Genomic DNA, 13482 nt, shown 5'->3' with positions numbered 1-13482 from the left:
AGGTGTGAACGCTTCTGAAAAAAAGATAGTATGCAACGACAGAAGAAAAAAAACGGCAGTCGTAAATCAATATTAATTGCTGTGTTTTGCATGGCAGTTACAATTGTGTTTGGGTTTGATCGAAAGCAGGAAGAGAATCCACCCAAACCCATGAATGTGATTTTCATTTTAACCGATGATCACCGGTTTGATTTTATGGGTTTCACCGGTAGAGTGCCGTGGCTGGAAACACCCGCAATGGACAGAATGGCGAAAGAAGGAGTGTGGGTACGCAATGCTACAGTAACGACTGCACTCTGTTCTCCATCACGGGCATCTATCCTTACCGGGCAATATGCTCACACACATAAAGTGGTTGATAATTTTTCACCACTGCCTGATAATTTAAACTTCTTTCCGGAGTATCTGCAGAAAGTTGGTTACCGTACTGCGTTCTTCGGCAAATGGCATATGGGTCATGCAGGTGATGATCCGCAAAAAGGATTCAATCATTGGGAAAGTTTCAAAGGACAGGGTGTGTATTTCAATCCAATGTTGAATATTAATGGACAGCGTGTGCAATACAAAGACAGTACATACATCACTGATCTGTTAACCGAACATGCTGCAACATGGATGCGTCAGCAACCGAAGAATAAACCTTTCTTCATGTATGTATCGCATAAAGGTGTGCACGATGAATTTATGCCTGCACCTCGTCATCGTAACAAGTATCATGGCAAGCCCATCAATTATCCGTCTACCATCAACTTAACAGCAACAGAAAATAGCAAACTGCATGGTGATGTGTGCAAAAGTCCGATTGCAGCGATGGTGAAGAATGATACCAATTACAATGTAAAAGATATTCCGCAATGGGTATGGGCACAACGTAACAGCTGGCATGGTGTAGATTTTATGTACGATGGTCGTGTACAGTTTGATGATTTTTATTATCGCTATTGCGAAACATTGTTGGCCATTGATGAGAGTGTGGCGAGCATCAGAAAAACAGTAGAAGAATTGGGTATTGCTGATAATACAATGATCATTTATATGGGCGATAATGGTTTCCTCATGGGTGAACATGGACTCATCGACAAACGCAATATGTACGAAGAAAGTCAGAAAGTGCCGTTACTGGTGTATGCACCGGGTATGTCGCACAATGGTCAACCACTCGATCAGATCATCCAGGGAATTGATATTGCACCTACTGTACTCGAAGTAGCAGGTGTAACAAAACCCGCCAATATGCAGGGGCAATCGTTCTTACCGCTGCTGCAGGATAAAACAGTGAACTGGCGTAATAAAGCATTTTACGAATACTACTGGGAGTTCTCTTATCCGCAAACACCAACAACGTTGGGTGTAAGAGAAGGCTCTCATAAATTTATTTTCTATCCCGGTCTTTGGGATGTATCTGAATTTTATGATTTGAGTACGGACCCCGAAGAAAAGAAAAATCTCTATCGTCATCCGGCATGGCAAAATGAAATTGGCCGTATGCGCAAAGAACTATGGAGTTGGCTCCAGGAAACTGGTGGCTTACAAATTCCATTAAAGCCAATCAATGAAAAACGGGGCGATTACGGTAGCAAAGGATTGTATTAACGCTTTTCGTTATTGACAAACCTGCATGCATAAAAAATCATGCTGCATTTTTAAGCATTTGCATTCAAAAGCGATGTGATGAAAAATGTATGCTGTAGTCTTTTGCATTGAAAATAGTTTTATTACTCTGTAAAAAGAATCATCCATTCTTTTATGAAATATTCTGTACGTACTAAAATCGGGTTAGCTGTTTTTGTTGGTATGCTGCTTTGTAAGAGCGATATATTCGCTCAGAAGCAACCCAATTTTGGATTAACAAAAAAACAACCGGCAGCAACCTTACCAAAGGGAAAAGCGCCGTTTCAAACAGCAGTTGAAAAACCAAGATCGGGTAAAGCAGGTGAAGCAACAGCGCTGGGCAATGCTCGATATTCGCTTACTAGTGGCTGGGAATTGACAGATGATCTTACAAGTTTGTTAGGTAATGCTTCTGTGTTTACTGAAGCCATTAATACCAAAGGTTGGTACGATGCAGTGGTTCCGGGAACAGTGTTAACTTCTTTAGTTGCAGCCGGAAAATTTCCCGATCCTTATTTTGGGTTGAACAACATGGCCATCACAGATTCGTTGTGTCGCAAAGAATGGTGGTACCGTACAACATTTGAAACACCAAAAAATGAAAATGGAAAATTAGCCTGGCTTTGGTTCAACGGCATCAACTACAAAGCACGTGTTTGGTTAAATGGTCATTTGCTTGGCGATATTAAAGGAGCATTCATACGTGGTAAGTTCAATGTAACAGATTATTTAAAAACAAACGGACGCAATGTATTGCTTGTGCAAATATTACCGCCACATAATCCGGGCATACCCGATGAACAATCCGCATTGTCGGGCATGGGTAAAAATGGCGGTGTACATACATTGGATGGTCCCGCATTTTTTGCAACAGAAGGCTGGGATTGGATACCCGGTATCAGAGATCGTAACATGGGTATCTGGCAGGATGTACAACTATCTTTCACCGGTACTGTCACTTCTTCTGATCCGCAGGTAATCACTGATCTGCCGTTGCCCGATACAACCAGTGCATCTGTTACATTGCGTACAACAGTTGTCAACAACAGCACATCAACACAGGAAGCAACGATTCATTTTTCGTTTGAAGGAGTAGCAGTCTCTAAAAAAGTAAAACTGGCACCGGGACAAATATTGCCTGTTGTATTTACGCCTGCTGATAATGCACAACTCAACGTAAAAAATCCACGCTTGTGGTGGCCCAATGGTTATGGCTTACCGAATTTGTACAACGCTACTATTAAAGTAACGGATGCGAAAGCTGTTGAAGAAATCAAACAATTTCGTTTCGGCATAAGAGAATATTCGTATGAAATGATGGCGGATACAGAAGAGAAACAAGCGGTTCGTTTTGCATACAGCCCAACAGATAGTAGAACAGATAAACCCATTATTGATTTTACAAAACGCCGTGCATTCAAAGACAAAATATTTATACCTACACTGCGTAAAGAATTTCCATCGGAAAAAATGCAAGTACTGTCAGATAATGACAATCCATTTTTGGTGATTAAAGTGAATGCTGTTGCCGTGTATTGTAAAGGTGGCAACTGGGGGATAGATGATGCCATGAAAAAAGTAAGCCGGGAAAATCTGGAACCTGCCTTTCGTTTGCATCGTGAAGCAAACTTCAATATGATCCGTAACTGGACAGGTGAAAGTACAGAACCTGTATTTTTTGATCTGGCCGATGAATACGGCATGTTGGTGTGGAATGATTTCTGGCTGAGTACCGAAGGCTTCAACCTCAACCCAAGCGATGATCAATTGTTTTTGGACAACAGTATAGATATGATTAAACGTTACCGCAATCATCCATCCATTGCTATCTGGTGTCCGAGAAACGAAGGCTATGCACCTGCAGGTATTGAAAACGATCTGGCAACACAGATTGCAAAAGAAGATGGTACACGACATTACATCGGCAACTCAAGAGAAATAAATCTGCGGCAGAGCGGTCCCTGGCATTTCTTCGTGAACAACAAAGATTATTTTACCAAACAAGGCGATGGGTTTACAACAGAGATCGGTACATTCTCTGTTCCTGAAGCCAGTACTATCCGCAAGTTTATAGCACCGGAAGATCAATGGCCCATCAATGATGTATGGCACTACCACGATCTGCACACCAACAATCAAAACCTCGAAGGCTATCTGCATACAGCAGACAGTTTGTATGGAGTTTCGAATAGTCTTGATGATTTTAATCGCAAGATTCAACTCATCAATTACGACAGTCACAGAGCCATCTTTGAAGCATGGAATAATAAATTATGGAACAACAGCAGTGGCGTATTGCTGTGGATGAGTCATCCTGCTTGGCCCAGCATGATCTGGCAAACCTATTCATGGGATTTTCAAACACATGGTTCGTTTTACGGTTCGAAGAAAGGATGCGAGCCTTTGCATATTCAAATGAACCTGCACAACAACAAGGTAATTGCCGTGAATACTTCGTTGAACAACGTGAAGGATGCAATCGCTTTTATGCAGGTATACACAATGGATGGAAAAGTATTGCAAAACAAAACTGCTCCTCTTGCTATTCAGGCAAATGCAAAAGCCGAAGTGTTTACAGCAACATTGGATGAAGCCAGCTTGCCTGCTAATTATTTGGTACGTCTTTCCATAAAAGATAAAAAAGGGGATGTGCTGGCTGACAATGAATATTGGAAAGCCAATACAGCAACAGGCCATTTTAAAGCATTCAACCAGTTGCCTGATGTAACCCTTTCTTCGAAAGCAGTACGTCTTGCAAACAATAAGATTAAAATTGAATTGGAAAATAAAACCAAACATCCTGCTGTAGGTATCAAGTTAGATGCACTGGACAACGCAGCACAAATTGTACTGCCGGCTTATTTCAGCGACGGATATTTTACATTGCTCCCCGGCGAAAAGAAAACCATTTTGCTTGAACCTGTTGATACAAAAGCTATCAAAGAAATAAAAGTAGCCGGTTATAATGTCACTGGAGTTGTATCCATTAAAAACTAATTACATGAAGAAGTCTGTTATACTATCTGTCTCTGTTTTGCTGTTTACTGTCGCACAAGGGCAAAAACTTGTACCGTACGATAGCATCAAACCGTTGGAGCCTTATAATTTTATTTTGGGCACCAATACCATCGGGGGCCAGTACCAGTTTACAAACGAATCCAGGCTGTTGGAACAGGCAAAGCATGTGCGGGGTATGGGATCAAACATTTTAAAAATTTCGTTGGGTGCCAACTCGCCGAAAAGTTATGCATTAACCATCGATCAAAAACCATCTGCTACCTTGGAGTTATTCAATGCTTCGCCGGAATACAAGAAAGTAGTTGACATGGATTTCAAATACATTTTTATATGGGTACATACCATCACCGGTATCAATTGGAAGAAGGGTATCAACCCCGAACAGGAGAAACGTTTGTATGATGAGATCTTTGATTTTGCTACTTACCTGTTGAAGACCTACAACAACAGCGGTAAAACATTTTTGATCGGCAACTGGGAAGGAGATTGGCTTTTGCTTTCCGATTACAACCGAACTGCTGCTCCACCGCAGGAACACCTGCAAAATATGACCAAGTGGTTCCAGATAAGACAAAAGGCAGTTGATGATGCAAAGAAAGCAGCTGCATCAAAAAATGTTCAGCTCTATCATTACGTCGAAGTAAACCTGGTGCTGAAAGGTATGAAAGGTGAGCCTTGCATTGCCAGCAGTGTATTGCCGTATGTAAATGTGGACCTGGTGTCGTACAGCAGTTACGAAGCCATTAAAAACAGAACTTACAGCGAAAAGAAAGAACAGTTGAAGAGCATCTTCGACTACCTTGAAAAACAACTGCAGCCAAAAGAAGGGCTGCCGTTTTCACGCAGAGTGTATATTGGCGAATATGGGTATCATGCAAACATCAACAAGCCCGAATCATTTACCAAACAGTACAATGAAACAAAGGAGATCATGAAGATTTCACTGGAGCTTAATTTGCCGTTTGCATTGCATTGGCAGATGTATAACAACGAGTACGAAACCAACGGCGAGTCCAAACAAATGTCACTCATTAACGAACAGGGCGAACGAATGCCTTTGTACTTTCTGCATCAAAAATATTATCAGCAGATGAATCGCTTTTTGATCAACTATAAAGCAAGCAACAAGGCTGCGCCTTCAGCAGAAGTGTTTCGTAAAAAAGCGTTGGAAGTGTTGGATGCGATGTAATGTTTTGGTTTGATTTTTTTATTTATAGAAAGTTACCTGCAAAGGATTCATCGTGTTTCATTTAATTCTACTTCCAGGGAATCATATTCCTTTTGAAGCTTAATTAACGTAACAGATTTTTTCCTGTCAGCTGACACAAATTCCTCTGCAATTTCATGCTGCTTAGCCGAACTGGTATCAGCTTCTTTTACTCTGTCTAAACTGTCTGATTGACGATAATAAAATGCTTTTACCTGTTCCATTTCTTTCTTAATCGCCTTCTGCCTGTTTACAATTGTTTTTTTCTTTTTTTCACAAGCAAAAAGTAACATGATAGTTAGCAAAAGAATAATCCTATTAGATTTCAATTTTTTCTGTTTATTCTTTATCGGGGTTAATTTGACTTTTTAACCATATCCGCCACTCGAGGTATTTCATTGCCCATTGACTATTGACCATTCACGACTCACCATTCACCTGAATCAACATCCTCTATTCCTCGGTATCGCATAAATCACACCGCCGGAAACAGATAAATTAAAGACCTTACCGTCAACAGAAGGTAGTATCAGTTTCCATGTTTTCCCTTTGTCTGATGTTTTAAAAATACCGGCAGGATGACCACAAAAGAAGTCTTCACCAACCTGCACAATTGAACTGATAAAGGCTTGCTCAGGAAGCTCGGTATTTATGGCAATGGGATTCCACACTGAATCAGGTTGATTCATTTGTGAGAAAGGTTTTGCTACCGGAACACCGAAAGTTGATGTCTGTAAGCCGGCATCAATTGGCTGCCAGGTTTTTCCTCCATCGTAGGATACCCTGATTCTCCTGGTATTCGACTGTGTATTGAACGTGATAGAAGCAAAACCACCATCGATGCGTGTTATATCAATGCCCACACCGCCTTCACTGATCACAGTTTCCCAGGTTTTGCCATCATCGGTCGATCTGATTGTTCCATTCACACTGTTCGCCATCAGTACACCGTTCGACTCTACCAATTTCCATACGCCACGGGTAACTTCTTTCCAGTTTTTTCCTTTGTCAGTGGATCTGTAAAGGCCACGGCCACGGTCACAAACAATGAAAACAGTGCCACTGGTAATTTCAACAACGTCGATGATTCCTTTCAACTGAAAATTCTCATACACAGGTTTCCATTCAGCCGATCCGTTTATTCGTTGCCTGAACTTACCCTGGTGATAATCGTAGGCAAACATCCCGTTCTTACCAGGGGCAATATTGCTGTGTTCGTCAGGGAAACTTTCTTTCTCCCAGAAAGGCGCCTTGTTGTTTGGTTTACTGTGATAGATATATTTGCCGGTGCGTAAATAGAACCCGCCATCATTTACAAAAAGGCTACCCTCCAGCTTGTCTCCGGGCAACCCTTCGCTGATGTTCTGCCAGCTTTGTCCGCCATCAGCAGATTTAAAAACGAGGTTCGCAACCCCGGGCTTAGGTGAAGTTGGTTTTTGCTCACTATCCGTGACAGGGAATGCAAAGGCGAATTTAAAAAGGAGCAGAAAAGTAAGACTGTAGATGTTCATGACGAATATATTTTTATGAAACAATAAAGTTGACTATTGCCTATTGACCATTGTCTATTAACCATTAACCTCTCACGACTCACCATTCACCATTCACCACTCACCATTATAACCTAAAGCTATCCGTTGTCAATTAGCCCACAGAGTTTTTATAGTAAAGAGATGTAAAGGAACCGTAAAACATTTGTAAAACCCCTGAAAACCGGGCTTTAATAGATTAATTTGCAGCATGAAATCCCCCACTAGCTGACTCACAACTTGCACAAATGATGATTGGGGGATTCTATATGACAAATAAAAATAGCAGGCGATAGCCTGCGCACTAAAATGAACATATGAAATCCCCACGAGCTGATGCACGCCACCAACAAATGATGATTGGGGATACCATATGACAAATAAAAATAGCAGGCAATAGCCTGCGCACTAAAAATGAACATATGAAACCGTTTGTGCTGTTTGCATCTTCCATCATCATCATTGTTATGTTGATCTCTGCTGTTGCAGTGATCAATACACAGAAGGAGATCCCTGAAAAACATATAGAAGTTGTATTGCGTGATTTAGGACACCAGCTTTTGCTCACAGCGAAAGATTCTTCATCACGGGTAATGCCGGTTAAGAAGTTAAACGAAACCACCTACCAGATCTCCTTTCAAAATCATTTTGGGTTTATTTCAGATACACTCATCAATGTAGTGCAACGGACTTTTCAAAAAAATGCACCGGCAACCAATTATATCGTGAATTTGAGGAATTGTAAACAAAATGAAACGGTCCTCGCATTCGAAATAAATAAACAGGCAGGCGATTTAACACCATGCAGGGGTCGTAAGCTGGAGGTTGGTTGTTATGTAATTGAAATTGAATTGTTGCAGAACAACAGGTTTAATTCCGCTTGGTTGTTGCTGTTGATCATTCCAGTGGGATTTCTTGGTTTTTATATGAAAGACAGGTTTTGGAAAAAAGAAGAGGCAGCACCAATCGCTGATAATAGCGATTACATACAATTAGGAAGCTTTAAGTTCCATGCAGCTAATAATGTTCTTGAAACTGCGGATAAAACCATTACGCTTTCGGAGAAAGAAACAAAAGCACTGAAAATATTTGCAGAAAACATTAATCAGATCGTGGAAAGGGAAAAACTCATGAAAGAAATCTGGGAAGATGAAGGTATCGTTGTCATCAGCAGAAATGTGGATGTATTGGTGTCGAAATTACGTAAGAAAGTAGGCGACGATAACTCCCTTAAATTTATTAACGTACATGGCAGGGGTTACAAATTTATGATTGAGTAGATATCAGTTATAAAATCAATAAAGTGTCTATTCAATGATTCCAGCTAATTAAAACCCTTGTCCTGCTTGGGGCACCCTCTATAAGCATAAATTGCTTAACATAAACGGAATCAGAAGTCCATATTTTTGTCACTTGTGACCATGTATCTTTTTTATTTAGTGTTTTGATTCCTTGGTTCCTTAGTTGTTTAGAAATGGCTGAATCATTAAAGTTAAAAAGTCGTTCTATTTCATTCTTGTCTTTACCACGATTCCAGGAATACTCGACAAGTCTTATTACGCTATCTGGCTCCGAAAAAAAATATGTGACGGCTGTGCTTATAGTGGATGTGTCTCTTACAAAAAGTAGCGGCGTTCCTAAGCGAAATTTGTCAGCGTTAGGAAAGTAATTTTTTGAAACACTAATCTTATAAGGAGCATATATTCTCAAACCATTGTTTGCCAGTTCAATTGAATCTATCTTTACAAATGCTGGTCTTGTAAAAATTAAATTCACACTAATTGGTCGCTGAACACTTGTTTTACAAGATGCCAAAATTGCGAGTAGTGATATAATAAATGCAGCCTTCATTAATAGCAGCCAACAATGGGAGCTTACTCAATTTCTTCTATTTCCAGTTCACCATTATTGATAAAACCTATATTCATCCTATATCCGGCAGATTGGAGAGTCTTATTTGCTAATCGCAAGAATTCATAGCCTTTTTTATTTGGACGGAATTTTGCAATTATTTGAATCAGGATTTGTTTGCCCTCTGCATCTGGATATTGAGTGACTAGTTGTCCACTTTCAATGCCGTCAAGGTAATTATTGATTTTACTTTGTAACATAAATAAATGCTCTCCTTCTTCATCCCATTCTAGGTGGTCACTGATGGAAAGCACTACATATCCTTCTTTATGTATACTTATAAAGTCAAATTGTTCTTGATCTAATACGGACATAAATTTCTACATTTTGGTTAACGGTTGGTGTCCTCACCAACCAAAACTATAACTGCATTCTTAAACAATTATTTCTTCAGCTTGGTTTTAACCCACGCTTCAAGCTCTCCCTTTTCATCCATATCCACCATCTTTTGCATCTCCTTGTCTTTTTTTAGCAGCCCGGTTTTATAAACCTTGATGGCGCTTTTTATACCTGCAATTGATCCTTGCACTGCATCTTTGGAATAGCCATTTTGAAGAGAATATCTCGTCCATCCTCCCATGAATATTATAAGCAAATCAGCATTCTTCTTTGTAAAAGTTAAAACGTCTGCGTTAATTTCTAAAGTAACAGTTGGTGAATTGGTAAGCCATGAAACGAGCATGGCATTTTGGAGTTTTCTTTTTTCTTGGTCTTGATTGAGAGATGTGTTCTCAAGCCAGTCAATTGTAGCTAATACTTTTTTCTCACTTGCAATAAATTCTTCCTTTGTGGTTGGCAAGCCATCTAAAAGCTCTTGGCTTTGTGCGAAGGTAGTAGCAGTGGTAAGTAACAGAATGGATAAAAAGAGTGTTTTGATTTGTTGCATAATAGTTGTTTTGCAATTGGAAATAAAGTTAACTGTTTGTGTTCTGAAAGGTATTCGAAAAATATTTCTTTAAAAGCATATCAACTTATCCGCTTCTCTAATTGATAGACCATGATGATTTTTTTATAATCTTTAAAGAGTCTCCATCTTCTTTTAGGTACAGTCCTAATGAACCCCCTTCGCCAAATGGCAAAGCACTCAGGTTTTGAGTCTGAACATAATAGCCTGTGTCACTTTTCTCAAATCGTGAGATACACAAATAATTAGGAGGTTCTTGCCTGTAACTTAATCCTGTCAATATTTTGTAAATGGTTTCTTTAGGGAGTACTTTAAAAATCTGTTCTCCTGATTTTTTTGGTAATAAGCCTAAAGGCAGGGAATCAGCAGTTAATAAAATAGAATCGCTAAACTTAGAGACTCGTTTTAATGCTGATGCAGACGGCATAAATTCTACTGAAATAGCTTGTTCGAGCACTGTTGCCAATACCCTTGTTGTGTCATTGATTGATTTGTCAGTAATGGTTGGTTTTGTCTCACAGGAAAACAGGGATAAAACAAGAAATCCAATAATAACGTTTAAGATAGTCATAGATTTTTGTATTGATGAATCTGCTATACTTCGTAAGCGAGGTGTCGGATGGGCATGTGCTTGGTCCGTGGCACATGTCTTTGCCGGTAGGCATCCCCTCATGATACTTACTGCTAAGTGAGCAAATATTAAGTCTGTAGTGAATTCAATTTTACCTAAATTGATATTTGCTTTCTCGTTTTATGAATGCTTCTTTTCCGCCCTCCAAGCCAATCAGAATTTCTTTTGTTTTTGTATTTTCAATCGTAGTACTTGTGATTGAAGTTGTTTGTGTAAATTCATTTATATCTAAAATGTGAATTAGTTCGGCATCTCCATTAATCACAAGATTTGCATTATGCGTGGCGAAAATAATTTGGCGATTCTGCTTTTTGTCCTTTATTAGATCTACTAGATAATTGGAAATAAGTAAGCTATCTAAATGAGCCTCGGGCTCATCTATAATAATTGGGTTGTTTCCTAATAATAAAAGTATAACTAGTACCGCTGTGCACCTCTGTCCAAAAGACGAGTTCTCAATCGGTCTTGAGTCATATTGAACACGAATTTTTTTAAATTCAGAATAATCTAGAAATGTTCTCTCGCAAATAAGTTGATATATTTCAAAATTTATGTCTTCTGTAAATAGATCAATCAAAAATGTCTTAGCGCTGGAAGAAGTGGAATAAGATTTTAGCGTACTTAAAAAGGTTTCTTTATCAGAAATTTCTTTTGGTAAAATGCAAAATAAAACATCTCTTAATATACTATCTCCCTTGTGAGAACTTTTGTTTATTTGTCCTTCGAAAGCCAATTTGAAATCTTGAAAAACTTTTTCATTTGCGGTACTAACATCAAAGTCTAGGTGCAACGAAATGGGTTTTACAGATTTTCCTTCAACCTTTTCCAAAATTGTACTAATGGCTTTTATTTGCTTCTCGAGCTCTGCTTGATATTCTGTGCTTATTTGCAACATTCCTTGTTTATCGAACTCATCCAGTCTCCTTTGTGTAGTTTCAATTTCTTCGGCCACACTTTGAATCTCAATTTCAAGACGATTTGCAAGTATGTTTGAATTAGCAATGTCGTTTAGGTTCTCTTCGGTAAGGCCTTTATTAAGCAAATAAGTTGCAAGCTCATTCTTCTTTTCCTGAATTTTTTCTTTTTGTTCGGCACTTATTTTTTCCACCTGAGCAAAATCAACTTTTGATGATTCTTCAATTATTTTCTTTAATGCAGTGATAATCCCGATAATTTCAGATAAATAAGCACTAGCGTTTTGTTGATTAATCGAATATTTTTTTAAAATCTCTTCTAAGTCTTTAATCAAATCTGAATATTTATTTTTTGCATAATTTAAATCATTAAATGCTCTCGATATTTTTTTAATTTCTTCGTTGATATCTGTGTATTCTTTACTACTAAATGAATCAATAATCTTTTTGTTCGTTTCTAATTCCTTTCGTTTCTGTTCTAATTCTAATTTTAACGAGGATAATCTTCTTTTTTTTACAATGTATGTTCGAAATAAATTAAGCTTTTCTTTTAATAGCGTTTCATATTCCAAAATCTTACCTTCCTCGTCTCTCTTTATAATTCTTGCATAAACTGCTGCCGTTAGTTTATGATAATTCTGTGCAAAATCTTCAATTTCATTTTGACTTAAAAACTCGACGTATTTCTCCTCATCATCATTGTCAATTTTAATGCATGAATCAATTGAGATTGTCTTTCCGCTAACATCTTTTATTTTTCTGTCTTTAAAAAATTGATTTTCACCAATTTTTAATTTTTCGTGAATCAGATTTAGAATTGTGCTTTTCCCCGTTCCTCTTCCTCCGATAATACAGGTAAAATTTGGACTGAAATGAAGTTCTCTTTTTCCCGCAAGGCAAAATATTTCATTTTCAAATTTTGAATCTAAAGGAAAATCTAAAATAACTTTGCTTATTCTAATTGGAGGATTAATTGGAGGGAACTCCCCAATATGAACTCGATATTGCGGTTCAAATAAAATTTGTCTTAATCCTTCGAAAGTTGAATCTGCTTTTATCCAAAGGTTTTGTTTTGTAAGATAGTTCTTCACGTTATGATTGTCAGAACATAAGATAACGGGAATTCTCTTTCCAATAGCCTTTAAAATATAAGGTATTACTTTGGTTTTATATCCGTCTATATCATCCTCCTTTCCAACTTCAAAGATATCTATTGCCCTTGCGATATCTTCTTTTTGCGCCAATGCATGCTTTAAAGAATGGGTAATATTTTCTATACCATTCGATTTTGAACCTGAGTGAATTGTAACAATTCCATTTAGTTCTTTAATTAATTGAATTGTATCGAGAAGATGACAGTAAACTTCGTTGTATTTTTTCCCTTCTCCTTGTATTCTTTTAATATCAGTTCTGCTCTCAATCTGTTTCCAAACAAAATCGATATCACATAATTCATCAAAAATTGCGATAAAATGAATTGGTTCATCACCACGGGCATCAGATAGAAATTCAATACCAGGTAGTATAGTCAATCTGCCTTCACCGAGTTTTTGAAGATTTTTTATTCTTTCTTTATTTATTGAATGGTGATCAGTAATTGCGACAACTTCCACTCCCTTAGAGACAAGGGTTTCTATTAGGTTCTCATCCGTGATAGATTTATCTTCATAGTCATAAGAGGTTTGAGTATGAAAATGCAAATCCCATTTTTTCCAAGTTGAGCCAAACATATTTAATTTATTATATAATGATGATTT

Annotated in this window: 11 protein-coding genes; 4 read left to right on the top strand and 7 right to left on the bottom strand. The window is 38.1% G+C overall.

The window, feature by feature from the left end:
* Nucleotides 1-30 precede the first annotated feature (30 nt).
* The 3 genes from WG954_RS00790 (at nt 31) to WG954_RS00780 (ending at nt 5818) form a co-directional block, all read left to right on the top strand.
* Entirely contained in the window at nt 31-1593 is a 1563-nt protein-coding gene (locus tag WG954_RS00790) for a sulfatase family protein (protein ID WP_340432650.1), read from the top strand.
* Between the two features lie 153 nt (nt 1594-1746).
* Complete coding sequence (locus tag WG954_RS00785) at nt 1747-4608, top strand: glycoside hydrolase family 2 protein (RefSeq protein ID WP_340432647.1); 2862 nt, start codon at nt 1747-1749, stop codon at nt 4606-4608.
* A gap of 4 nt (nt 4609-4612) precedes the next feature.
* The gene (locus tag WG954_RS00780; RefSeq protein WP_340432645.1) at nt 4613-5818 is read left to right on the top strand and encodes a hypothetical protein; all 1206 of its coding nucleotides are present in this window, start codon (nt 4613-4615) and stop codon (nt 5816-5818) included.
* 47 nt (nt 5819-5865) lie between these two features.
* Here the strand turns inward: WG954_RS00780 and WG954_RS00775 are convergent, their stop codons facing one another.
* A complete protein-coding gene (locus tag WG954_RS00775; protein ID WP_340432643.1) occupies nt 5866-6129 on the bottom strand; it encodes a hypothetical protein in 264 nt (87 codons plus the stop codon).
* Nucleotides 6130-6279: 150 nt separating this feature from the next.
* Nucleotides 6280-7347, bottom strand: a complete 1068-nt coding sequence (locus WG954_RS00770) for a WD40/YVTN/BNR-like repeat-containing protein (RefSeq protein ID WP_340432641.1) — start codon at nt 7345-7347, stop codon at nt 6280-6282.
* Between the two features lie 440 nt (nt 7348-7787).
* Here WG954_RS00770 and WG954_RS00765 point away from each other — a divergent pair, with 440 nt between their 5' ends.
* Nucleotides 7788-8645 carry a helix-turn-helix domain-containing protein gene (locus WG954_RS00765; RefSeq protein ID WP_340432640.1) on the top strand — a complete coding sequence of 286 codons (858 nt, stop codon included), beginning with the start codon at nt 7788-7790 and terminating at the stop codon, nt 8643-8645.
* 31 nt (nt 8646-8676) lie between these two features.
* Here the strand turns inward: WG954_RS00765 and WG954_RS00760 are convergent, their stop codons facing one another.
* From WG954_RS00760 to WG954_RS00740, 5 genes are all read right to left on the bottom strand, one after another.
* A complete protein-coding gene (locus tag WG954_RS00760) occupies nt 8677-9216 on the bottom strand; it encodes a hypothetical protein (RefSeq protein WP_340432638.1) in 540 nt (179 codons plus the stop codon).
* Between the two features lie 23 nt (nt 9217-9239).
* Nucleotides 9240-9590, bottom strand: coding sequence for a DUF6572 domain-containing protein (locus tag WG954_RS00755; protein ID WP_340432635.1), 351 nt, complete (start codon nt 9588-9590; stop codon nt 9240-9242).
* Between the two features lie 68 nt (nt 9591-9658).
* Nucleotides 9659-10162 carry a hypothetical protein gene (locus tag WG954_RS00750; RefSeq protein ID WP_340432632.1) on the bottom strand — a complete coding sequence of 168 codons (504 nt, stop codon included), beginning with the start codon at nt 10160-10162 and terminating at the stop codon, nt 9659-9661.
* A 97-nt stretch (nt 10163-10259) separates the two neighbouring features.
* Nucleotides 10260-10751 (bottom strand): hypothetical protein, encoded by a 492-nt coding sequence (locus WG954_RS00745; RefSeq protein WP_340432630.1) that lies wholly within the window; start codon nt 10749-10751, stop codon nt 10260-10262.
* Nucleotides 10752-10902: 151 nt separating this feature from the next.
* Nucleotides 10903-13455 (bottom strand): TrlF family AAA-like ATPase, encoded by a 2553-nt coding sequence (locus WG954_RS00740; protein ID WP_340432628.1) that lies wholly within the window; start codon nt 13453-13455, stop codon nt 10903-10905.
* Nucleotides 13456-13482 lie beyond the last annotated feature (27 nt).

Origin of the sequence: Lacibacter sp. H375, assembly GCF_037892425.1 — a bacterium.
Taxonomy (GTDB): Bacteria; Bacteroidota; Bacteroidia; order Chitinophagales; family Chitinophagaceae; genus Lacibacter.
Note: the sequence above shows the minus strand (reverse complement) of the source record. Positions and strands in the feature narration are given on the sequence as shown.